The 20,731-nt window shown below is 57.6% G+C and carries 22 protein-coding genes; 12 read left to right on the top strand and 10 right to left on the bottom strand.

Features of this window, described 5'->3' with window-relative positions; translation table 11 throughout:
* The first annotated feature begins 185 nt into the window (after nucleotides 1-185).
* Nucleotides 186-1,520, top strand: a complete 1,335-nt coding sequence (locus HMPREF3096_RS20685; protein ID WP_012967679.1) for a 2-hydroxycarboxylate transporter family protein — start codon at nucleotides 186-188, stop codon at nucleotides 1,518-1,520.
* 62 nt (nucleotides 1,521-1,582) lie between these two features.
* Here the strand turns inward: HMPREF3096_RS20685 and pyk are convergent, their stop codons facing one another.
* Together pyk and HMPREF3096_RS20675 are read right to left on the bottom strand one after the other, a co-directional pair.
* On the bottom strand, nucleotides 1,583-3,025 hold the full coding sequence (gene pyk / locus HMPREF3096_RS20680; RefSeq protein WP_002911440.1) for a pyruvate kinase: 1,443 nt from the start codon (nucleotides 3,023-3,025) through the stop codon (nucleotides 1,583-1,585).
* A 125-nt stretch (nucleotides 3,026-3,150) separates the two neighbouring features.
* Nucleotides 3,151-4,056, bottom strand: coding sequence for a MurR/RpiR family transcriptional regulator (locus HMPREF3096_RS20675; protein WP_162493240.1), 906 nt, complete (start codon nucleotides 4,054-4,056; stop codon nucleotides 3,151-3,153).
* Nucleotides 4,057-4,215: 159 nt separating this feature from the next.
* On the opposite strand from HMPREF3096_RS20675, the gene HMPREF3096_RS29705 reads away from it, so the two are divergent.
* The 4 genes from HMPREF3096_RS29705 to HMPREF3096_RS20660 all read left to right on the top strand — a co-directional run bounded on the left by HMPREF3096_RS29705 (nucleotide 4,216) and on the right by HMPREF3096_RS20660 (nucleotide 8,565).
* Nucleotides 4,216-4,365, top strand: coding sequence for a hypothetical protein (locus HMPREF3096_RS29705; protein WP_004145554.1), 150 nt, complete (start codon nucleotides 4,216-4,218; stop codon nucleotides 4,363-4,365).
* A gap of 10 nt (nucleotides 4,366-4,375) precedes the next feature.
* Nucleotides 4,376-5,851, top strand: coding sequence for a glucose-6-phosphate dehydrogenase (zwf, locus tag HMPREF3096_RS20670; RefSeq protein WP_023322898.1), 1,476 nt, complete (start codon nucleotides 4,376-4,378; stop codon nucleotides 5,849-5,851).
* 222 nt (nucleotides 5,852-6,073) lie between these two features.
* On the top strand, nucleotides 6,074-7,885 hold the full coding sequence (gene edd, locus HMPREF3096_RS20665; RefSeq protein WP_008804261.1) for a phosphogluconate dehydratase: 1,812 nt from the start codon (nucleotides 6,074-6,076) through the stop codon (nucleotides 7,883-7,885).
* A gap of 38 nt (nucleotides 7,886-7,923) precedes the next feature.
* Nucleotides 7,924-8,565 (top strand): bifunctional 4-hydroxy-2-oxoglutarate aldolase/2-dehydro-3-deoxy-phosphogluconate aldolase, encoded by a 642-nt coding sequence (locus HMPREF3096_RS20660; protein ID WP_002911423.1) that lies wholly within the window; start codon nucleotides 7,924-7,926, stop codon nucleotides 8,563-8,565.
* A 57-nt stretch (nucleotides 8,566-8,622) separates the two neighbouring features.
* Here HMPREF3096_RS20660 and purT read toward each other — a convergent pair whose 3' ends face one another.
* Complete coding sequence (gene purT / locus HMPREF3096_RS20655) at nucleotides 8,623-9,801, bottom strand: formate-dependent phosphoribosylglycinamide formyltransferase (protein ID WP_012541255.1); 1,179 nt, start codon at nucleotides 9,799-9,801, stop codon at nucleotides 8,623-8,625.
* Nucleotides 9,802-9,936: 135 nt separating this feature from the next.
* Here purT and HMPREF3096_RS20650 point away from each other — a divergent pair, with 135 nt between their 5' ends.
* The 3 genes from HMPREF3096_RS20650 to ptrB all read left to right on the top strand — a co-directional run bounded on the left by HMPREF3096_RS20650 (nucleotide 9,937) and on the right by ptrB (nucleotide 13,269).
* On the top strand, nucleotides 9,937-10,284 hold the full coding sequence (locus HMPREF3096_RS20650) for a YebG family protein (protein ID WP_012967680.1): 348 nt from the start codon (nucleotides 9,937-9,939) through the stop codon (nucleotides 10,282-10,284).
* A 141-nt stretch (nucleotides 10,285-10,425) separates the two neighbouring features.
* Entirely contained in the window at nucleotides 10,426-11,088 is a 663-nt protein-coding gene (locus tag HMPREF3096_RS20645; RefSeq protein WP_012541257.1) for a tellurite resistance TerB family protein, read from the top strand.
* Nucleotides 11,089-11,208: 120 nt separating this feature from the next.
* Nucleotides 11,209-13,269, top strand: a complete 2,061-nt coding sequence (ptrB, locus tag HMPREF3096_RS20640; RefSeq protein ID WP_032738870.1) for an oligopeptidase B — start codon at nucleotides 11,209-11,211, stop codon at nucleotides 13,267-13,269.
* A gap of 3 nt (nucleotides 13,270-13,272) precedes the next feature.
* Here the strand turns inward: ptrB and exoX are convergent, their stop codons facing one another.
* Both exoX and HMPREF3096_RS20630 read right to left on the bottom strand, forming a co-directional pair.
* Nucleotides 13,273-13,932, bottom strand: a complete 660-nt coding sequence (gene exoX, locus HMPREF3096_RS20635) for an exodeoxyribonuclease X (protein WP_008804267.1) — start codon at nucleotides 13,930-13,932, stop codon at nucleotides 13,273-13,275.
* 78 nt (nucleotides 13,933-14,010) lie between these two features.
* Nucleotides 14,011-14,241, bottom strand: coding sequence for a DNA polymerase III subunit theta (locus tag HMPREF3096_RS20630; protein ID WP_012541260.1), 231 nt, complete (start codon nucleotides 14,239-14,241; stop codon nucleotides 14,011-14,013).
* 113 nt (nucleotides 14,242-14,354) lie between these two features.
* Here HMPREF3096_RS20630 and yobA point away from each other — a divergent pair, with 113 nt between their 5' ends.
* The 3 genes from yobA to HMPREF3096_RS20615 are packed head-to-tail and all read left to right on the top strand — an operon-like array spanning nucleotide 14,355 to nucleotide 15,957.
* Nucleotides 14,355-14,729 (top strand): CopC domain-containing protein YobA, encoded by a 375-nt coding sequence (gene yobA / locus HMPREF3096_RS20625; RefSeq protein WP_016161388.1) that lies wholly within the window; start codon nucleotides 14,355-14,357, stop codon nucleotides 14,727-14,729.
* A 3-nt stretch (nucleotides 14,730-14,732) separates the two neighbouring features.
* Nucleotides 14,733-15,602 carry a copper homeostasis membrane protein CopD gene (copD, locus tag HMPREF3096_RS20620; protein WP_023322895.1) on the top strand — a complete coding sequence of 290 codons (870 nt, stop codon included), beginning with the start codon at nucleotides 14,733-14,735 and terminating at the stop codon, nucleotides 15,600-15,602.
* Between the two features lie 16 nt (nucleotides 15,603-15,618).
* A complete protein-coding gene (locus tag HMPREF3096_RS20615) occupies nucleotides 15,619-15,957 on the top strand; it encodes a YebY family protein (RefSeq protein ID WP_008804271.1) in 339 nt (112 codons plus the stop codon).
* A gap of 644 nt (nucleotides 15,958-16,601) precedes the next feature.
* Here HMPREF3096_RS20615 and HMPREF3096_RS31025 read toward each other — a convergent pair.
* Nucleotides 16,602-16,745, bottom strand: coding sequence for an Ecr family regulatory small membrane protein (locus tag HMPREF3096_RS31025; RefSeq protein ID WP_048268691.1), 144 nt, complete (start codon nucleotides 16,743-16,745; stop codon nucleotides 16,602-16,604).
* Nucleotides 16,746-16,848: 103 nt separating this feature from the next.
* Entirely contained in the window at nucleotides 16,849-17,817 is a 969-nt protein-coding gene (locus HMPREF3096_RS20605; protein ID WP_162493241.1) for a VirK/YbjX family protein, read from the bottom strand.
* Nucleotides 17,818-17,973: 156 nt separating this feature from the next.
* Between HMPREF3096_RS20605 and pphA the strand changes: the two genes are divergently transcribed.
* Nucleotides 17,974-18,627 (top strand): protein-serine/threonine phosphatase, encoded by a 654-nt coding sequence (gene pphA, locus HMPREF3096_RS20600; RefSeq protein ID WP_008804273.1) that lies wholly within the window; start codon nucleotides 17,974-17,976, stop codon nucleotides 18,625-18,627.
* Here pphA and HMPREF3096_RS20595 read toward each other — a convergent pair.
* From HMPREF3096_RS20595 to rsmF, 3 genes are all read right to left on the bottom strand, one after another.
* Nucleotides 18,624-18,815, bottom strand: a complete 192-nt coding sequence (locus HMPREF3096_RS20595; RefSeq protein WP_002911395.1) for a YdfD/YebW family protein — start codon at nucleotides 18,813-18,815, stop codon at nucleotides 18,624-18,626. The genes pphA and HMPREF3096_RS20595 overlap by 4 nt on opposite strands.
* 97 nt (nucleotides 18,816-18,912) lie before the next feature.
* A complete protein-coding gene (locus HMPREF3096_RS20590; protein ID WP_002911393.1) occupies nucleotides 18,913-19,152 on the bottom strand; it encodes a YebV family protein in 240 nt (79 codons plus the stop codon).
* A gap of 115 nt (nucleotides 19,153-19,267) precedes the next feature.
* Entirely contained in the window at nucleotides 19,268-20,701 is a 1,434-nt protein-coding gene (gene rsmF / locus HMPREF3096_RS20585) for a 16S rRNA (cytosine(1407)-C(5))-methyltransferase RsmF (RefSeq protein ID WP_008804274.1), read from the bottom strand.
* Between the last annotated feature and the right edge of the window lie 30 nt (nucleotides 20,702-20,731).

The raw sequence follows: 20,731 nt of genomic DNA, 5'->3' as shown, positions 1-20,731 counted from the left end.
TTTATAGTTTAGTCACAAAGCCAACAGAAGAAATCCGTTTGTCATTTTTTGTTTTAAACGCCTGTGCTACCGTTTTGAGCGTATTTTGGTGAGCCGGTGTTTAGTGCTATTTCATTTATGTTGCTACGCAAATTTTAATATTGCGTTACTACCCTACGCTACCTCCTTATCATTCAGGTAAAAATATGGAAAATAATTCACTCAACCACCCGATAGATAAAACGCAACCGAACGGCCAATCGACACGACTTTTATCCAATATCGACGTTGGTGCCGTACCGTTAACGCTCTTTATTGGTATCGCTGCGATCGTCGCGCTCTCTGCGAGCGCGGGCCTGCTGCCGAAAAATATGATTGGCGGACTGGCGGTCATTATGACCCTGGGATTCGCGCTGGCTAAGATTGGCCGCATGGTGCCAGTACTAAAAGACATTGGCGGGCCGGCCATATTGTGCCTGATGATGCCCTCAGTATTGGTCTACTTTGGCGTGTTTGAAGCCCATACGCTCGATACCGTGCATTTGCTGATGAAGGAGGCCAATCTCCTCTATTTCGTCATCGCCTGCCTGGTTGTCGGGAGTATTCTGGGAATGAACCGCACTATTCTGATCCAGGGGATGGTGCGTATGTTTGTCCCGCTGGTGGCCGGGACCGGGGCGGCAATATTAACCGGCCTGCTGGTGGGCAGCTTATTTGGCTACAGTATTTACCACACCTTCTTTTTTATCATCGTGCCGATTATCGGCGGCGGCATTGGCGAAGGGATCCTGCCTTTGTCGCTGGCTTATTCGGCCATTCTCGGGCAAACACCTGATGTCTATGTTGCCCAGCTGGCGCCGGCCGCGGTGGTTGGGAATATTTTCGCCATTATCTGCGCTGGTTTTCTGGCGCGCATGGGCGCACGTCGTCCGGCGCTCTCCGGCAATGGGATGCTGATCCGCAGCCATGACGATAATAGCGTCTTTGCGCAACATCAGAGTACCCAGCCCACCGATTTTCAGCTGATGGGCGCCGGGTTGCTGATGATTTGTGCATTTTTCATCGTCGGTGGTCTGCTGGAGAAGGTGGTGCATATTCCCGGGCCGGTGCTGATGATTCTGGCGGCCGTCTTCTGCAAATATACCAACGTTATCCCGGCGGCGATGGAGCTGGGGGCGCACAGCTGCTACAAGTTTGTCTCCGCCGCGCTGGTGTGGCCGCTGATGATCGGCCTGGGCATGCTGTATGTGCCGCTGGAGAGCGTGGTCTCGGTCTTCTCCATTGGCTACGTCGTGGTTTGCGGCTCCATCGTTATTGCCATGGCGCTGAGCGGTTTCTTTATCGCTACTCGCCTGAATATGTATCCGGTGGAAGCCGCTATCGTGACCAGCTGCCATAGCGGCCTTGGAGGAACCGGAGATGTGGCCATCCTCTCGGCGTCAAACAGGATGGGGTTGATGCCGTTTGCCCAGATTGCGACGCGGATCGGCGGGGCGTCGACGGTGATCGCCGCGACGCTGTTGTTGAGCTGGGTGGTGTAATCTGCCAGATAGTGGGCAAAAAAAAACCTGCCAGCGCATCGCTGGCAGGTCGACACCGAGGCTTACTCGACGGTGAGGATACGGGTGGTGTTGGTGCTGCCGATGGTGCTCATCACGTCACCCTGGGTAACGACCACAAGGTCACCAGAGACCAGGTAGCCTTTGTCCCGCAGCAGATTGACGGCATCGTGCGCAGCGGCTACCCCGTCATTCTGGCTGTCGAAGAACACCGGGGTCACCCCGCGGTAGAGTGCGGTCAGGTTCAGGGTGCGCTCGTGGCGGGAAAGGGCGAAAATCGGCAGACCGGAGCTGATGCGCGAGGTCATCAGCGCGGTGCGGCCCGATTCGGTCATGGTGATGATGGCCGTGATGCCTTTCAGGTGGTTGGCGGCATACATCGCCGACATGGCAATCGCTTCTTCCACGTTGTCGAACTGGACGTCCAGACGGTGTTTGGAAACGTTGAGGCTGGGGATTTTTTCGGCGCCCAGACACACGCGCGCCATCGCGGCCACGGTTTCCGACGGATACTGACCGGCAGCGGTTTCCGCAGAGAGCATCACCGCATCGGTGCCATCCAGCACGGCGTTGGCCACGTCCATCACTTCCGCACGAGTCGGCATCGGGTTGGTGATCATCGACTCCATCATCTGGGTGGCGGTAATGACGGAACGGTTCAGCTGACGGGCACGACGAATCAGCGCTTTCTGGATACCCACCAGCTCTGGATCGCCGATTTCGACGCCGAGGTCGCCGCGCGCAACCATGACCACATCGGAGGCGAGGATCACGTCGTCCATCGCATCCTGATCGCAGACCGCTTCCGCACGCTCAACTTTGGCGACGATTTTCGCATCGCAGCCGGCATCGCGCGCCAGGCGACGGGCGTAGTTCAGGTCTTCGCCGCAGCGCGGGAAAGAGACCGCCAGGTAGTCGACGCCGATTTTGGCGGCGGTGACGATATCGGCCTTGTCTTTGTCGGTCAGCGCTTCGGCAGACAGGCCGCCGCCCAGCTTGTTGATCCCTTTGTTGTTAGACAACGGACCGCCGACGGTCACTTCAGTGAACACTTTCATCCCCTGAACTTCGAGGACTTTCAGCTGCACGCGACCATCGTCGAGCAGCAGGATATCGCCCGGCACGACATCCGCCGGCAGGCCTTTGTAGTCGATCCCGACTTTCTCTTTGTCGCCTTCACCTTTACCAAGGTTAGCGTCGAGCAGGAATTTATCGCCGACGTTGAGGAAAATTTTGCCTTCTTTGAAGGTCGATACGCGAATTTTTGGTCCCTGGAGGTCGCCGAGGATGGCCACGTGACGGCCCAGTTTTGCCGCAATCTCACGCACTTTGTCGGCACGGAGCTGATGATCTTCCGGGGTGCCGTGAGAGAAGTTCATACGCACTACGTTTGCGCCCGCGGCGATAACTTTTTCCAGGTTGTTATCGCGGTCAGTTGCTGGGCCTAAGGTAGTAACGATTTTGGTTCTGCGAAGCCTTCTGGACATGTAATACTCCGTTGACTGATACAACTTTGGTGTTGCGTGAACATGGATTCGGTAGCGCCAGCCTGCAACGTCGCACAGCCGGATCGTTATCGAAGGTGTAATGGGGTACTGCTTGTTATCAACTTTTATTGATTATCACTGGGTACGAACGGTTCTTTATCAAAACGCGATTCCTTCAGCGCTTCCTTGACCCTCTTCAAGTTATCTCTGAATTTTGCCCCTCGACGCAGCGTAAACCCCGTCGCCAATACGTCGATGACGGTCAGCTGGGCGAGACGGGAGACCATCGGCATATAGATGTCGGTATCTTCCGGCACATCGAGGGTGATGGCGAGCGTGGCTTCCCGGGCCAGGGGGGTACCGGCGGAGGTGAGGGCGATCACCATGGCATCGTTTTCACGGGCCAGCTGCGCCAGCTCCACAAGGCTCTTGGTTCTTCCGGTATGCGAGATAATCACCACCACATCATCGTCATCGCAATTCATACAGCTCATGCGTTGCAGGACAATGTCGTCGGAATAGATGACCGGCACGTTAAAGCGGAAAAATTTGTTCATCGCATCATGGGCGACCGCCGCCGAGGAACCGAGGCCGAAAAAGGCGATTTTTTTGGCCTGAGTCAGCAGATCCACCGCGCGATTCACCGCCGACATGTCGAGAGAATGGTGGACCTGATCTAAACTCGCCATGGCCGATTCGAATATTTTTCCCGTGTATGACTCAACGCTGTCGTCTTCATCAACATTCCGGTTAACATAGAGCGTGCCGTGCGCGAGGCTCTGGGCAAGGTGCAGTTTAAAATCAGGAAACCCGCGGGTTTCGAGACTGCGGCAGAAGCGATTGACGGTCGGTTCGCTCACCCCGGCCTCAAGGGCGAGGGCGGCGATGCTCGAATGAATGGCCTGCGCGGGGGTGGCGAGGATCACTTCCGCCACTTTGCGTTCAGATTTGCTAAGGTGTTCCAGTCGGGACTGGATTTTTTCCAGCATGTTCATTAGTAACAGGGCGCTCATCAATGGAAACGATTTCATTAATGGGTGAAATCATCGGGCGTTTTAGCAAGAATATACCCCTCCGCAAGCGCAAGCGGTGAGGAATGACGTGAAATAATGTTGTTTTTTTTCATTACATGATCAGAGTCGTATTTTACTGACCTGAAACAGGTACAAACAACGAACAATATCAGCCAGATGCCCAAATCATCGCCGAATGTTTTCACCCTGTGCGGTTTTACCGCCGCAAACGAAGGGGAAGGCTTTCGGGAAATACGTAAACACAGTACAGTGCAGTGTAAGAAAATTACAAATATAGCCTGGCAGAAGCACCAGACTATCAACTGAGGAGAATGACATGGCGGTAACGCAAACGGCCCAGGCATGCGACCTGGTCATTTTCGGCGCGAAGGGCGACCTGGCGCGACGTAAATTGTTGCCTTCCCTGTATCAGCTTGAAAAAGCGGGCCAGATCCACGCCGACACCCGCATCATTGGCGTCGGCCGTGCCGATTGGGATAAAGCGGCTTACACCAAAGTCGTGCGCGAAGCGCTGGAAACCTTCATGAAGGAAAAAATTGATGAGGGTTTGTGGGATTCCCTGAGCGGACGCCTGGAGTTCTGTAATCTTGACGTCAATGACACCAGCGGCTTCACGCGTCTGGGTGAGATGCTGGATCAACAGAACCGTGTCACCATCAACTATTTCGCCATGCCGCCGAGCACCTTTGGCGCGATCTGCAAAGGTCTGGGCGAAGCGAAGCTCAATTCCAAGCCTGCGCGCGTGGTGATGGAAAAACCGCTGGGTACCTCGCTGGAAACCTCGCGTGAAATCAACGACCAGGTCGGCGAGTTTTTTGAAGAGTGCCAGGTCTACCGTATCGACCACTACCTCGGTAAAGAGACGGTCCTCAACCTGCTGGCGCTGCGCTTTGCCAACTCTCTGTTCGTCAATAACTGGGACTGCCGCACTATCGACCATGTCGAAATCACCGTCGCGGAAGAGGTGGGTATTGAAGGGCGCTGGGGTTACTTCGACCAGGCCGGGCAGATGCGCGACATGATCCAGAACCACCTGCTGCAGATCCTCTGCATGATTGCCATGTCACCGCCGTCCGATCTCAGCGCCGACAGCATCCGTGATGAAAAGGTCAAGGTCCTGAAATCCCTGCGCCGCATTGATCGCTCCAACGTGCGTGAGAAAACCGTTCGCGGCCAGTACACCGCCGGCTTTGCCCAGGGCAAAAAAGTGCCGGGCTACCTGGAAGAAGAGGGCGCCAACAAAACCAGTAACACCGAAACCTTCGTGGCTATCCGCGTCGATATCGATAACTGGCGCTGGGCCGGCGTACCGTTCTATCTGCGCACCGGCAAACGTCTACCGACCAAATGCTCTGAGGTAGTGGTTTACTTCAAAACTCCGGAGCTGAACCTGTTTAAAGAGACCTGGCAGGAGCTGCCGCAGAACAAGCTGACCATTCGTCTGCAGCCGGACGAAGGGGTGGATATCCAGGTGCTGAACAAAGTGCCGGGCCTCGACCATAAGCATAATCTGCAGATCACCAAGCTGGATCTGAGCTACTCCGAGACCTTCAACCAGACGCACCTGGCCGATGCTTATGAGCGTCTGCTGCTGGAGACCATGCGCGGTATCCAGGCGCTGTTCGTCCGCCGTGATGAAGTGGAAGAGGCGTGGAAATGGGTGGATTCCATCACCGAAGCCTGGGCTGCCGACCGCGATGCGCCGAAACCGTATCAGGCAGGGACCTGGGGACCGGTTGCGTCGGTGGCGATGATCACCCGTGACGGCCGCTCATGGAACGAGTTCGAGTAAGCTCGCCGCCTAATCCGTCAGGGTTATTTTACCGGTAACATGATCTGACGCAGAAAGTCGCACGCTTTTTAATCTTTTAAGCCCCGTGAGGATTCACCCACGGGGCTTTTTTTATTACACTGCTTTCAGACATTTTGCCCCTGAGCGCTGGTGTTGGTGGCCTTTAGCACAAAAATACGTCATCACGCAGCGGCCGGACAGATACAAATTTGAGGAGCCTTTATGAATTCGACAATGTTACGGGTAACAAATCGCATTATCGAACGGTCGCGTGACACCCGCGCGGCTTACCTCGCAAGGATTAACCAGGCCAAAACCGACACCGTGCATCGTGCGCAACTGGCCTGCGGCAATCTGGCTCACGGTTTCGCGGCCTGTCAGGCTGACGACAAAGCCTCTCTGAAAAGCATGTTGCGCAACAATATCGCCATCATTACCTCCTACAACGATATGTTGTCCGCTCACCAGCCCTACGAACACTATCCGGACATCATCCGTAAAGCGCTGCATAGCGCCAATGCGGTCGGCCAGGTGGCCGGCGGCGTGCCGGCAATGTGCGACGGCGTAACCCAGGGGCAGGACGGTATGGAGCTCTCATTGCTGAGCCGCGAAGTGATCGCCATGTCCGCCGCTATCGGTCTGTCGCATAACATGTTCGACGGCGCGCTGTACCTCGGGGTGTGCGATAAAATTGTTCCTGGCCTGACCATGGCGGCACTCTCTTTCGGCCATCTGCCGTCGGTCTTTATTCCGTCCGGTCCAATGGCCAGCGGCCTGGCTAATAAAGAGAAGGTCCGCATTCGCCAGCTGTACGCGGAAGGTAAAGTGGATCGTATGGCCCTGCTGGAGTCTGAAGCTGCCTCGTACCACGCGCCGGGGACCTGTACTTTCTACGGGACGGCGAACACCAACCAGATGGTGGTTGAGTTTATGGGCATGCAGCTGCCGGGCTCCTCTTTTGTCCATCCGGATGCCCCGCTGCGGGACGCGCTGACCGCCGCCGCCGCGCGCCAGGTCACCCGCATGACCGGCAATGGCAACGAGTGGATGCCGCTGGGGAAAATGTTCGACGAAAAAGTGGTGGTCAACGGCATCGTGGCGCTGCTGGCGACCGGTGGCTCTACCAACCATACCATGCACCTTGTGGCGATGGCCCGCGCGGCGGGGATCATCATTAACTGGGACGATTTCTCTGACCTGTCAGACGTGGTGCCGCTGCTGGCGCGCCTCTATCCCAACGGCCCGGCGGATATCAACCACTTCCAGGCGGCGGGCGGCGTTCCGGTACTGGTGCGCGAGCTGCTGAAAGGCGGCCTGCTGCATGAGGATGTTCACACCGTCGCTGGCTTTGGTCTGTCGCGTTATACCCTGGAGCCGTGGCTCAACAACGGCGAGCTGGACTGGCGTGAAGGGGCCACAGCGCCGCTTGACGATCAGGTCATCGCGACCTTCGAGAAACCGTTCTCCCGTCACGGCGGCACCAAGGTGCTGAGCGGCAACCTGGGGCGCGCGGTAATGAAAACCTCGGCTGTCCCGGTGGAGAATCAGGTGATCGAAGCGCCGGCGGTGGTGTTCGAGAGCCAACACGACGTATTGCCGGCCTTTGAAGCGGGCCTGCTGGATAAAGATTGTGTGGTGGTGGTCCGTCATCAGGGGCCAAAAGCGAACGGGATGCCAGAATTACATAAACTTATGCCGCCACTTGGTGTATTATTGGACCGCCGTTTCAAAATAGCGCTGGTGACCGATGGTCGACTCTCTGGCGCCTCCGGTAAAGTCCCGTCAGCAATCCATGTCACGCCTGAAGCCTATGATGGTGGGTTGCTGGCGAAGGTGCGCGATGGCGATGTGATTCGCGTGAACGGGCAGACGGGAGAACTGACGCTGCTGGTGGACGATGCCGAACTGGCGGCGCGTCAGCCGCATATCCCTGACCTCAGCGCGTCGCGCGTGGGAACCGGTAGGGAGATGTTTGGGGCGCTGCGTGAGAAGCTCTCTGGCGCGGAACAGGGCGCAACCTGCATCACTTTTTAAGACGATTTTATTTCTAGATCTGGCGAGAGAAAATCCTGATGAAAAACTGGAAAACAACAGCAGAAGCAATCCTCACCTCCGGTCCGGTTGTCCCGGTTATCGTGGTGAAAAAGCTGGAGCATGCGGTACCGATGGCGAAAGCGCTGGTCGCGGGCGGCGTGCGCGTGCTGGAAGTCACCCTGCGCACCGAGTGCGCCCTGGAAGCGATCCGCGCGATTGCTAAAGAAGTGCCGGACGCGATTGTCGGCGCGGGCACGGTCACCAACGTCGAGCAACTGAAAGCGGTAACGGAAGCTGGCGCGCAGTTCGCTATCAGCCCGGGACTGACCGAATCCCTGCTGAAAGCGGCGACCGAAGACGGCACCATTCCGCTGATCCCGGGGATCAGCACGGTTTCCGAGCTGATGCTGGGTATGCAGTATGGTCTGAAAGAGTTTAAATTCTTCCCGGCGGAAGCCAACGGCGGCGTGAAAGCCCTGCAGGCGATTGCTGGTCCGTTCGGCCACATTCGTTTCTGCCCTACCGGCGGTATTTCTCCGGCCAACTACCGTGACTACCTGGCGCTGAATAGCGTGCTGTGCATCGGCGGTTCCTGGCTGGTGCCAGCCGACGCGCTGGAGGCCGGCGACTACGATCGCATCACCACCCTGGCGCGTGAAGCGGTGGAAGGCGCGAAGTAAACCGCGCCTCAGGGTCGACAACCCGGTCAGCGGCAACGCGACCGGGTTTTTTTGTCTTTAGCCTTCGACGATGACCGCAGCGGCGGCGGTTTTAGCCCGCGCTACGGCCTCTTCAACCGAATCGGCAACGGCGAGGGTCACCCCCAGGCGGCGGGTACCGTCAATCTCGGGCTTGCCGAACAGTCGCAGCTGCAGGCCAGCCCCGACGGCCGATTGCAGCTGGCCAAAGCTGACGTTCTGACTGGTCAGCTGCGGAAGGATCACTGCGGAAGCGGCCGGACCGTACTGGCGGATAGCGCCGACGGGCAGTCCAAGAAAGGCACGAACGTGCAGGGCGAATTCCGAGAGATCCTGCGAGATCAGCGTTACCATGCCGGTGTCGTGTGGGCGCGGGGAAACTTCGCTGAAGATCACCTCGTCGCCGCATACGAACAGTTCCACGCCAAACAGGCCATGACCCCCCAGCGCCAGCACTACCTTGCGGGCGATGGCCTGGGCACGTTCGAGGGCCAGGTCGCTCATCTGCTGCGGTTGCCAGGACTCACGGTAATCGCCGTCTTCCTGGCGATGGCCAACCGGGGCGCAGAAATGCACGCCGTCGACGGCGCTGACGGTGAGCAGGGTGATTTCGAAATCGAAATTCACCACCCCCTCGACGATCACCCGCCCGGCGCCGGCGCGGCCGCCCTGCTGCGCATAGCGCCAGGCTTCGCTGAGCTGGTCAGCCGAGCGGATAAAGCTCTGACCTTTGCCGGAGGAGCTCATCACTGGTTTGACGATGCACGGCAAACCGATGTCGGTGACCGCCGCGCGGAAGCCTTCTTCGCTGTCGGCAAAGCGATAGCTGGAGGTGGGGAGCTGCAGCTCTTCTGCCGCCAGGCGGCGAATGCCTTCGCGGTTCATGGTGAGCTTAGCCGCCCGCGCCGTGGGGACTACTTTCTGCCCGGCCTGTTCCAGTTCAACCAGGGTATCGGTAGCAATAGCTTCGATCTCCGGCACGATGTAATCGGGTTTTTCCTGTTCAATCAGAGCGCGCAGGCTCTCGCCGTGCAGCATATTGATGACATGGGCGCGGTGGGCGACCTGCATCGCCGGGGCATCGGGGTAGCGGTCGACGGCGATAGTTTCAATGCCCAGACGCTGACATTCAATAGCGACTTCTTTGCCCAGCTCGCCGGAACCTAACAGCATTACTTTGGTGGCTGCCGGGCGCAGCGCGGTGCCTAATACAGTCATAACTCTCTTCCGCAGTAAAAAAAGATGCTGCCGATTATAAACGAAAACGTTTGCGTCTGTCTTTACGCGCGTGAGTTGAGTCCGGAGAGGAAATTTGTTATACTGTATAAAAATACAGTATTGAGAGGCTGCAGCATGGCGGTTGAAATTAAATATGTTGTGATCCGCGAAGGTGAGGAAAAAATGTCTTTTGCCAGCAAAAAAGAGGCCGACGCTTACGACAAAATGCTCGATCTGGCAGAGGTGCTGAATGACTGGCTGGTGGCATCGCCGCTGGAGATGGATGACGCCCAGCGTGACACCATGGCGATGTGGCTGGCAGAGCGAAAAGAGGCGCTGCAGCATATCCTGCGCGTCGGCCGATTGCCGGAGCAGGATGCGTCCGCGCACGACTCACCCGCGCCGTCGGCGGCAGAAGAGGCTTCTCCAGCGGAAGACGCCGCGGCGCCAGCGACCAAAGCGCGTAAGGCGAAAGTGGCCTGACTGGCGGCAGCCAGCTATGGCCTGGCTTGGCAGGGATTTGTCTGCCGCGCCCACCTTTGCGCATCTTTAGCCAGATCTAACATTTCCTGACATCGCGTCGTTTAGGCTGATAGCAGTGTTTTATCACCTGAGAGGAAAACCATGGCTAACTGGCTTAATCAACTGCAGTCGCTGCTCGGGCAGCAGGGCGCGTCATCGACAGGCGAGTCGTCAAAAGGGAGCGCACTGCTGCCCGGCGCGATTGGCGGGCTGGCCGGGTTGCTGGTGGCCAGTAAATCCTCACGCAAACTGCTGGCGAAGTACGGCACCAGCGCGCTGCTGGCTGGCGGTGGGGCGGTGGCGGGTACGGTGTTATGGAACAAGTATCAGCAGAAGATGCGCGCTCAAAACGCGCCTGTCCCCGGGGCGAACACGCCGGCTGCCGTGCCGGCGGACGTTGATCCGCGCAGCGTGCGACTGATCACCGCGCTGGTTTTTGCCGCCAGGAGCGATGGTCATATAGATGATCACGAACGGGCTAATATTGAAGCCCAGCTGCGGGCGGCCAATATCGACGTTCAGGCCCGGGTGCTGATCGACCAGGCGCTGGCCCAACCGCTGGATCCTCAGCGTCTGGCGGAGGGCATCGTTGATCCGCAGGAGGCACTGGAGATCTACTACGTCAGCTGCGCGGTCATTGATATCGACCACTTTATGGAACGCAGTTATCTGAACGCGCTGGGAGACGCTTTGTCACTGCCAAAGGATGTCCGGGCCGATATAGAACAGGATATCCAGTCACAAAAACAAGCGCTAAGCGTCTAAATTATCACGTTTCGCTTGCATCGCCCGCGTCTTTTGCCACCCTTATAGACACGTCATCATTCAGGCGCCGCCGTGTGACCTGAATGCTCTTGTGTCACGATAAAGCAGCAGAAGAACAACATGCCACCTAAAGCCAAACGGATCCCTCACGCCATGACCTTGCATGGCGATACACGCATCGATAACTATTACTGGCTGCGCGACGATGAGCGCGCGCGACCTGACGTGCTGGAGTACCTGCACGCGGAGAACGCCTATGGCAAGCGGGTGATGGATTCGCAGCTCAGCCTGCAGGAACGTCTGCTGAAAGAAATTATCGACCGCATTCCGCAACGGGAAGTCTCCGCCCCTTACAGTAAAAATGGTTTTCGCTACCGTCAGGTTTACGAGCCGGGCTGTGAATACGCCATCTATCAGCGCCAGTCGGTGCTCAAAGAGGAGTGGGACGAGTGGGAGATCCTGCTCGACGGCAACCAGCGGGCGGCGAAGAGTGAGTTCTACACCCTTGGCGGACTGGGCGTCGCGCCGAATAACCAATTGATGGCGGTGGCGGAGGATTATCTTTCCCGCCGCCAGTATGGCCTGCGCTTCTGCAACCTTAGCAGCGATGAATGGTACCCGGAGATCCTGGAAAATGTTACCTCCGGGTTTGCCTGGAGCAATGATTCCCGCTTTGTGTGGTACGTGCGTAAACATCCCACCACACTGCTGCCTTATCAGGTCTGGCGCCACACGGTGGGTACCGCGGCGCAGAGTGATGTGCTGGTCTATGAAGAAAAAGATGAGACCTTCTACGTCAGCGTACATAAGACCACTTCCCAGCAGTTCGTGGTGATTTATCTCTCCAGCGCCACCACCAGTGAAGCATTACTGCTCAACGCCGAACTCCCTGACGCCGAGCCGGTCTGCTTCCTGCCGCGGCGGAAAGATCACGAATACAGCCTCGATCACTATCAGCACGCGTTCTATCTGCGATCCAACCGGGAGGGGAAGAATTTTGGCCTCTACCGTACTGTGCTGCGCGATGAAGATCAGTGGACCACGCTGATCCCGCCGCGTCACGACGTGATGCTCGAAGGATTTACCCTGTTTACTGACTGGCTGGTCGTCGAGGAGCGCCAGCGCGGCCTGACCAGCCTGCGGCAAATTAACCGCAAGACCCGGGAGGTGGTAGGGATCGCCTTTGACGATCCGGCCTATGTCACCTGGCTTGCCTATAATCCGGAACCTGAAACGTCGCGACTGCGCTACGGGTATTCCTCCATGACCACGCCGGACACCCTGTTTGAACTGGATATGGATACCGGCGAGCGGCGGGTTATCAAGCAGCAGGAAGTGAAGGGGCTGGACACGAGCTGCTACCAGAGCGAACACCTGTGGGTGACCGCCCGCGATGGCGTCGAGGTTCCGGTATCGCTGGTCTACCATCGCGACCATTTCCGCAAAGGGAGCAATCCGCTGCTGGTCTATGGCTACGGCTCGTATGGCGAGAGTATCGATGCCGATTTCAGCGCCAGCCGGCTGAGCCTGCTCAACCGCGGCTTTGTCTACGCCATCGCCCATGTCCGCGGCGGGGGCGAGCTGGGGCAGCAGTGGTATGAGGACGGCAAATTTCTGTGTAAGAAAAATACCTTCAACGACTATCTGGACGTCTGTGACGCGCTGCTGGCCCAGGGGTACGGCGATCCGCAGCTCTGCTATGGCATGGGGGGCAGCGCCGGCGGGATGCTGATGGGCGTGGCCGTTAACGAACGTCCTGAGCTGTTTCATGGCGTGATAGCCCAGGTGCCGTTCGTCGATGTGGTGACCACCATGTTGGACGAATCTATTCCACTGACCACCGGGGAATTTGAAGAGTGGGGGAATCCACAGGATGAAACCTATTACCACTACATGAAAAGCTACAGCCCCTACGACGGCGTCCGGGCGCAGGCTTATCCGCATATGCTGGTCACCACCGGACTGCACGATTCCCAGGTGCAATACTGGGAGCCGGCGAAATGGGTGGCCAAACTGCGGGAACTGAAAACCGACGATAACCTGCTGCTGCTCTGTACCGATATGGATTCCGGCCATGGCGGCAAATCCGGGCGCTTTAAAAGCTATGAAGGGGTGGCCCTGGAGTATGCCTTTTTCATTGCCCTGGCGCAGGGGACACTGCCGGGAAAAGCGGCTGTGTGACGATTATTCCCCGAGGTAGTGTTTGAGGGTCAGACGCAGTTCGGGGCTCATCCGGTCGAGATTGTTGAATAACCAGCGCAGGTAGCCGGGGTCGTTTTCAGCAATTTCGGCCACCGCTTTACCCCGGTATTTGCCGAAGGTAAAGGTGGTGAGCAGCGCCGGGCGGCCGGTGATATCGGCCATTTCGTCAGGCGTCCAGCCGGAAACGTTGATGATATCCAGCAGCAGCGCGGCGGTGATATAGCAGTCATACAGCGCGCGGTGGTGATGCAGCCCCGGCGGGGTCGCCACATTCAGCTTACGTGATTTATATAACCCCATATTGCTGTATTTGATCCCCGGCCACAGGCGGCGGGCCAGCTTCATGGTACAAATCCACTCGCCGCTCATCTCCGGTAACACCCGGCGGTCAAAGCTGGCGTTGTGCGCGACATACCAGGGGCTGCCAAGATAATGCGGAATAATCTCTTCAATCCACGGCTTATCGGCGACCATCTCTTCCGTTATACGGTGGATAGCCATCGCCTGCGGCGTGATGGGCCGATCAGGACGCACCAGATGGCTCATCGGGTTAGTGATTCGCCCGTCGACAATATCGACCGAGGCGATTTCGACGATGCCCCCCTGCAGGCCGCAGGTTTCGGTATCAATGACGCGCAGCATGGCTCGCTCCAGAGCAAAACAACAAGCGTAAAGGAATTGGGTGGTCTTGCCAACCGATGGGGAGCAGGCGGGCGCGCATTATTTCTGCTTCGGCTCCCAGGGCAGTCGGGAAAGCGAGACAGAGGCCAGCCGATGGGCGATCAGTCGTTCGCGGAACCAGTCGCGCAGATGGGCGGGCTGCTCACGCTCGACCAAATCAGCGACCACCGGCATGTTGTATCGCTCCTTAAAGGCGACGCCGGCGGCGGCGAGATCGACGTTGACCTTATCCATCTCAGCTTGCGAAATTTTGGCCAGATTTCTTTCCATTATTAACTCCAGTGTGCTGGTAAACCCGGTCGAGGCGCTGACGCTTAGCTCGACTCTGCCATTATACAGGGTTATTCTCTGTCCTACAGACATAACAAAAGGGAATGACGAATATGCGACTCCTCGCTGGACGCGCGTTGCGCCTCTCCGTTGCGTTTGCCGGTATGTTAACCGCGGCAGGCGCCTTCGCCCATGCTCACCTGCAACAGCAGATCCCCGCCGCGGGTGCCCAACTGACCGCGCCTCCTCAGACGCTGACGCTCAGTTTCTCAGAAGGGATCGAACCGGCCTTCAGCGGCGTGACCGTCACCGGTCCGCAGCAGCACGCGGTAGCCGCCGGTAAACTGACCCGCAGCGCTGACAACCCCGCTCAGGTCACCTTACCCCTGGCGGAAACGTTGCCTCCGGGGGAGTACACCGTAGCATGGCATGTGGTCTCGGTTGACGGCCATAAAACCAAAGGGCAATACACTTTTAGCGTGAAGTGATCGATGTTGACCGGGCTCTATATCACGCTGCGTTTTGGGCACTTTATCACCCTGATGTTGGCTTTTGGCTGCGTGCTGTATGGCGCCTGGTGGGCGCCGGTACCGCTGAGGCGCGTGCTGATGCACCGCTTTTATCCGCTATTGCGCCCCCTGATGTTGATTGGCGCGCTCTCAACCGTGGCGCTGTATCTGCTGCAGGGGGGGATAATGGGCGAGGGCTGGGCGGATGTCTGGCAGCCCGCCGTTTGGCAGGCGGTAGCGGGTACCCGCTTCGGCGGGGTGTGGATCTGGCAGATCCTGCTGGCGTTGACTGCTCTCGCCGTGGTGTGGATCCGTCCCCATCACGGCGCCAGGCAACTGATGGCCCTGCTGGCGGCCCAGCTGCTGCTTTCCGCCGGGGTTGGGCATGCTGCTATGCACGATGGCTTACTCGGCGCCCTGCAGCGGACTAATCATGCCGTCCACCTCTTCTGCGTCGCCAGCTGGTTCGGCGGCCTGTTGCCCTTCATCTACTGCCTGCGTTTGGCGCAGGGGCGCTGGCGTCAGGCTGCGGTCTATACCATGGCGCGCTTTTCGCGTTATGGACATCTGGCGGTGGCCGGCACCCTTGCCAGCGGCGTGGTCAATGCGCTGTTGATCCAGGGGGCGGTGATCGGCACCTCGCCCTGGGGGCGCATGCTGTTGATCAAATGTGCGCTGGTCGCCGGGATGGTGGTAATTGCCTTAGTGAACAGGTATGTTCTGGTACCGCGCATGTCGGCAAGCGGTTCGCGGGCGGAAAGCCTGATCCTGCGAACCACGCAGGCTGAGATAGGGCTGGGCGCGCTGGCGCTGCTGGCCGTCAGTCTGTTTGCCACCTGGGAACCTTATTGAATTAACTGGCAAAATCATGAAAAAAATTGTTCTGACCATGTTGTTACTGGCAAGCTCCGGGGCTGCTCTGGCGGCGCCGCAAATTATCACCGTGAGCCGCTTTGAAGTGGGGAAGGAGAGCTGGGCGTTCAACCGTGAAGAGGTGATGTTGACCTGCCGTCCGGGTAACGCGCTTTACGCCATCAACCCGAGTACGCTGGTCCAGTATCCGCTCAATGACGTCGCGGAACAGCAGGTTAAAGCCGGCAAGACGACCGCGCAGCCGATCTCGGTGATCCAGATCGACGATCCGCAGCATCCGGGACAAAAAATGAGTCTTGCGCCATTTATCGAGCGAGCGCAGAAGCTCTGCTAGCGTTCCGCGTTATCTTACTGTAATAGCATAAAAAAAACCGCCCTTGCCGGATAACGGCAGTGGCGGTTTTTTACTGGCTGACAGCCGTTTCCCAGGAATTATACGACCACATTGGCCACGGACTGGAAAAGCTGACGCGTTAAACTATTCTTATAGTGCAAGGCGACTTAGCCTGCATTAATGCCAACTTTTAGCGCACGGCTCTCTCCCAAGAGCCATTTCCCTGGACCGAATACAGGAATCGTATTCGGTCTCTTTTTATCGGTAACTTTCTGCTTTCGCAATAGCCAGCGACATCATGTCAGTCAAACCCCAGGCTGGCCTCTGGATGTCCCGTTATAGCACACCGTTTTTAGCATACACAATCCATTTACACACAAATCGCATCCTGAGGAAGGGTTGCGTCGGGAAGGAGAGATCTGAAGCTGGGGTGGAAAGAGAAAAGAAAAAACCTGCACCTAACCAGGCCCGGCGTGCAGGTTAACTGGCGGGCCAACATCGGAAGCCTGCTAGTATACACATTTGTATGACAAATAAAATAAGCAAAGTCTAATAGGTTTGGCAATTCATGCGATTAGCTATCAATGAACGACCGTATCGCTAAAAATAATAAGCGAATGCGCCGCTATTTACAGCGGCTAAAATTATTCAGGGACGCTAAAGGTGGGATATATTTTACTTTCGAGATAGCAGAGCAAAAGCCAAATTTCATCGCTAAAAATAAACCATACGCAGCCCAGCAGAATGACCGCAAGAAGAATCAGCAGGAAAATTTCGGTTTTACTCATCATGCCAACCACTATCCAATGGCGCCAGGGGCCATGATAGTAGCGAAATAACGACCGAATAAGCAAACGCCGCGTGTCAGCGCGGCGCTATCCGCAGCGACATTTACGCACCATGGCGCGGTTGCGTCAGGATGTCCACCTGCTCAGCCAGCTGATCCAGCAGCTGGAACCGACGCCGGTATTCGGCCCGTTTTTTGCTGGCGATACTCTCCAGTGATTTTCGTTCCAGACGCTGCGGCAGCCGCCAGCGCCACGCGCTTTCCGGCTTACCATCGATGGACTGCCAGAACTCGTCGTAGCTGGCGTGGAAATGGCGGCCCTTGCTCAGACGATAGCGCAGGGCACGGAACACATGGCCGTTATCGCTGACGCCATAAATCGACTCGATAGCGCTGCGAGCGGCCAGTAGCCAAATGAACTCCAGCAGCAGGCGCTTCGGGAACAGGCCGAAGCAGGCGCGAGTGGCCTGCTTAATCACCTCATGGGAAACGTGGCGCCGTGGCCCCTGCAGGCCGCCGATGACCAGTTGCCAGGCTTCACCGTCCCAGGTCACGCTAAAGGTTGCGCTGGCCAACAGGGTGTGATCGCCGTCGCGTAGCCATAATGTGGTTTCGCCCTCGCGCTCAGCCTTCCCGGCTGAGGAGGCGGAGAGAGTGAACGGGCTGTCGTCTTTTCCGTTCAGCGTCAGCAGCGGGACCTCGCTCACCGCGGTCATGGCATGCGCCAGCAGCGACCCCTGCAGGGTATCGATGTAGCGATAATGACTTATCACCGCCATCGCCCGCTGCCAGGCGTTAAGATCGCGCGTCAGGTACTGACGGTGCACTTTCCCCGGCAAGGTCGCCTGCGCGGTCAGAAGCTGATTAAAATCATCACGGGCGCTAAGCGACTCAAGCATTGCTTTGGTGGGGCTATAAAATAACGCCGTACGCAGCAGAAATTTGAGGCGAAAATTTTTCTGCCGCCAGATAGGTGCAGGTATTAGTCTGCCCATCACCAGATCGGCAATAAGATGCGAGCGCGGCGCAAGCACGCTGGTTGAATGCAGGCTATTGTCTGTCACGATAAACACCTCGTTGTTATTTCCTCCTATTTTAAAGCGAGCTTCTGATAAGCTTAATCCTCTGGCCGACTATATTTCCCGTTTGTTTAAAATCGATTGAGGTGTAAATAAAAATCACGGGGGATTCGGCGCAATTACCTATAATTACAGCAGAGAGGTAATTATATGTATCAACGTATTAATGGTAGCGACTGGCGTAATATCTGGCTGATGGGCGATCTGCATGGTTGCTTTGCGCTACTGATGGGCCGCCTGCGTCAGCTGCGCTTTGATCCCTGGGCCGATCTGCTCATTTCCGTGGGCGATCTGATCGATCGCGGACCGCAGAGCGCTGACTGCCTCGGCCTGCTGCGCTGCCGCTGGTTCAGGGCCGTTCGGGGGAATCATGAACAGATGGCGCTGGAGGCGCTGGAGAGCGGGGATATGGCACTCTGGCAGATGAATGGCGGCGACTGGTATGGCCGGGGCACCGCGCAGCAGCGCGCCGAGGCCGACCGGCTGTTAGCGCGTTGTCAGCGGCTACCGTTGATTATTGAAGTTGGGTGTGCAGATGCCCGGCATGTGATCGCCCATGCCGATTATCCGGCGCCAGTCTATCGCTGGCAGCAGCCGGTGGATCCCCAGCGGGTGTTATGGAGCCGTCATCGCCTGAGCGAACATCTGGCGGGACGTCATGGCGCCATCGCCGGAGCAGACCATTTCTGGTTTGGCCATACGCCGCTTCGCACGCCTTATGAACGCGATAATCAACACTATATTGATACGGGCGCCGTGTTTGGCGGAACGCTGACGCTGGTGGCGCTGCAATCGGCAGGTTAAAAATCGCTGTATTCGCTGGCGGGTTGCCAGAAGCCATCAATAAAATCTTCTATCGGATAGCAGCCGCCGTGGCGGATCCGCTGATCCTCCATCGCCACTAAGCACTGCGTTTCCTCGCGGTAGACGTCAACCACAATGTCCTCGCAGCCGCCATCCAGATAGCAAATAAACAACACCAAGGCAAACATCCTGGCCTCATGCTCGGGTTCACATACTCTTTAGTGTAGGGGATGACGGCGGGACGGGAAAATAAATAACCCGTCTCAGGCGACGGGTTCATTTGAGTCAGGCAAGGCGCATGACCCAGGCATCAGACTGGCGGTCGTAATGTTTACGGTAGAGCACGGAATGTTCGCCATTGAGAATAGCGGGCACGCTGGTATCGGCATCCCAGGCGTCAAGCTGCATACATAAATCTGGATCGGATTTGCAGGGAATACTTAACGTTCGCTCTCCCTGATGTTCACCGTGCAGTTCGGCATCGTCTATCTCAAACGCGCCGATGCGGACATTGGTTTTACTCATCGCTTCACCCCATTTTTCAGCTGAGTTGTGGTACGACCAGTTGAGGCCGTCATTTTTCAGCGTAGTCAATGGGGTGAAAACCGCCAGTCAAAAAGTGCGCGTTTTTTGCGCGGCGTCACACCTTGCCGGCAAAAAGTTTCCCATCGCGCACCAGTTCGCGCGGGTAGCTATTCTTCAGACGGGAGCCGACGCGCTTGGCCAGACCCAGCGGGACACCCTGGAAGGTCACGATGGCCTCATCCTGCTGCGGCGCGGTCTGCGGATAGACGTCGCGTCCGCGATACCATTCCTCCGCTTCCTCCTGGGTCAGCTCGAAGGCGCGCTGCGGCGCGGCAAAGGCGATAACCGCCTCATGCTGCCAGCGGTACCCCTTATTGTGCACCTCTGCCAGGCGTACGCCGATGCGTGAAAAACGCACCTGACCAAACAGGGGCTCCATAGCCTGCGGGAACAGCCACAGCTCTTTATCCCGCTGCCACAGCGTATGACCTGCGTCCCACACCAGGCCAACAGCGCTGGCGGCGGCAGTTACCGCGGCGGCCTCCCGGCTCTTCAGCGGCGTAAACGGGAATTTGCCGACCTTATAGCCTGGCGCCGGGAGCGGATCGATCGCCGCGGTCTTGCGCAGGCGAGCGACAAAGAAGCCTTCGCAATCGTAGATCTGCGGGAACACGTGCAAAAATCCTTCTGCGGTTAAGGCATCGGCCGCGCCGGAAAACAGATCTCCCAGCGGCAGGATCTCCACCGCCTGTGGATAACGGGACAGCAGCCACTGAACAACCGACTGGTTTTCCTCGCGATTCAGGGTACAGGTCGAATACACCAACGTCCCGCCAGGACGCAGGGCATGGAAGGCGCTGTCGATAAGTTCGCGCTGGGTGGCGGCAATGTCGAGGTTGCTCTCCGGCGACCAGTTTTTCAGTGCGTCAGCATCTTTACGCACCACGCCTTCGCCCGAACAGGGGGCATCAAGCAGGATGGCATCGAAAGCTTCGGGTAGCGCCGCGCCGAAAACCCGGCCGTCGAAGTGAGTCAGGGCGACGTTACTGATGCCGCAGCGGCTAATGTTGGCATGCAGCACCTTCACCCGGCTGGCGGAGAACTCATTGGCCAGAATGCCGCCCGCGTTACCCATTCGGGCGGCAATCTGGGTGGTCTTAGACCCCGGCGCGGCGGCAACATCCATCACCCGTTCAGGCTGCGGGTTATCGGCGAACAGAGCGGCGACCGGCAGCATCGAGCTTGCCTCCTGAATATAGAACAGCCCGCTGAGATGTTCGGCGGTGCTGCCCAGCGGCAGGGCATCGTCGCCGTCCCGCTCGATCCAGAATCCCTCTTCACACCAGGGGACCGGCGTCAGCTGCCAGCCATACGGGGCGACCAGAGACAGAAAATCGGCCACACTGATTTTCAGCGTGTTGACGCGAATACTGCGGCGTAGCGGGCGCTGGCAGGCGGCGATAAAGTCGTCGAAAGAGAGATGCGCGGGCATTGCCGCACGCATTTGAGCGAGAAACGCTTCAGGGAAATAGACAGTATTTTCAGCCACAGGCAGCGCACCACAGAAAAAAAGGGTGCG

This window comes from Klebsiella sp. HMSC25G12 (genome assembly GCF_001807705.1).
Classification (GTDB): domain Bacteria; phylum Pseudomonadota; class Gammaproteobacteria; order Enterobacterales; family Enterobacteriaceae; genus Klebsiella; species Klebsiella variicola.
The sequence above is the reverse complement of the archived record's forward strand: the minus strand, read 5'-3'. Positions and strand labels throughout refer to the sequence as shown.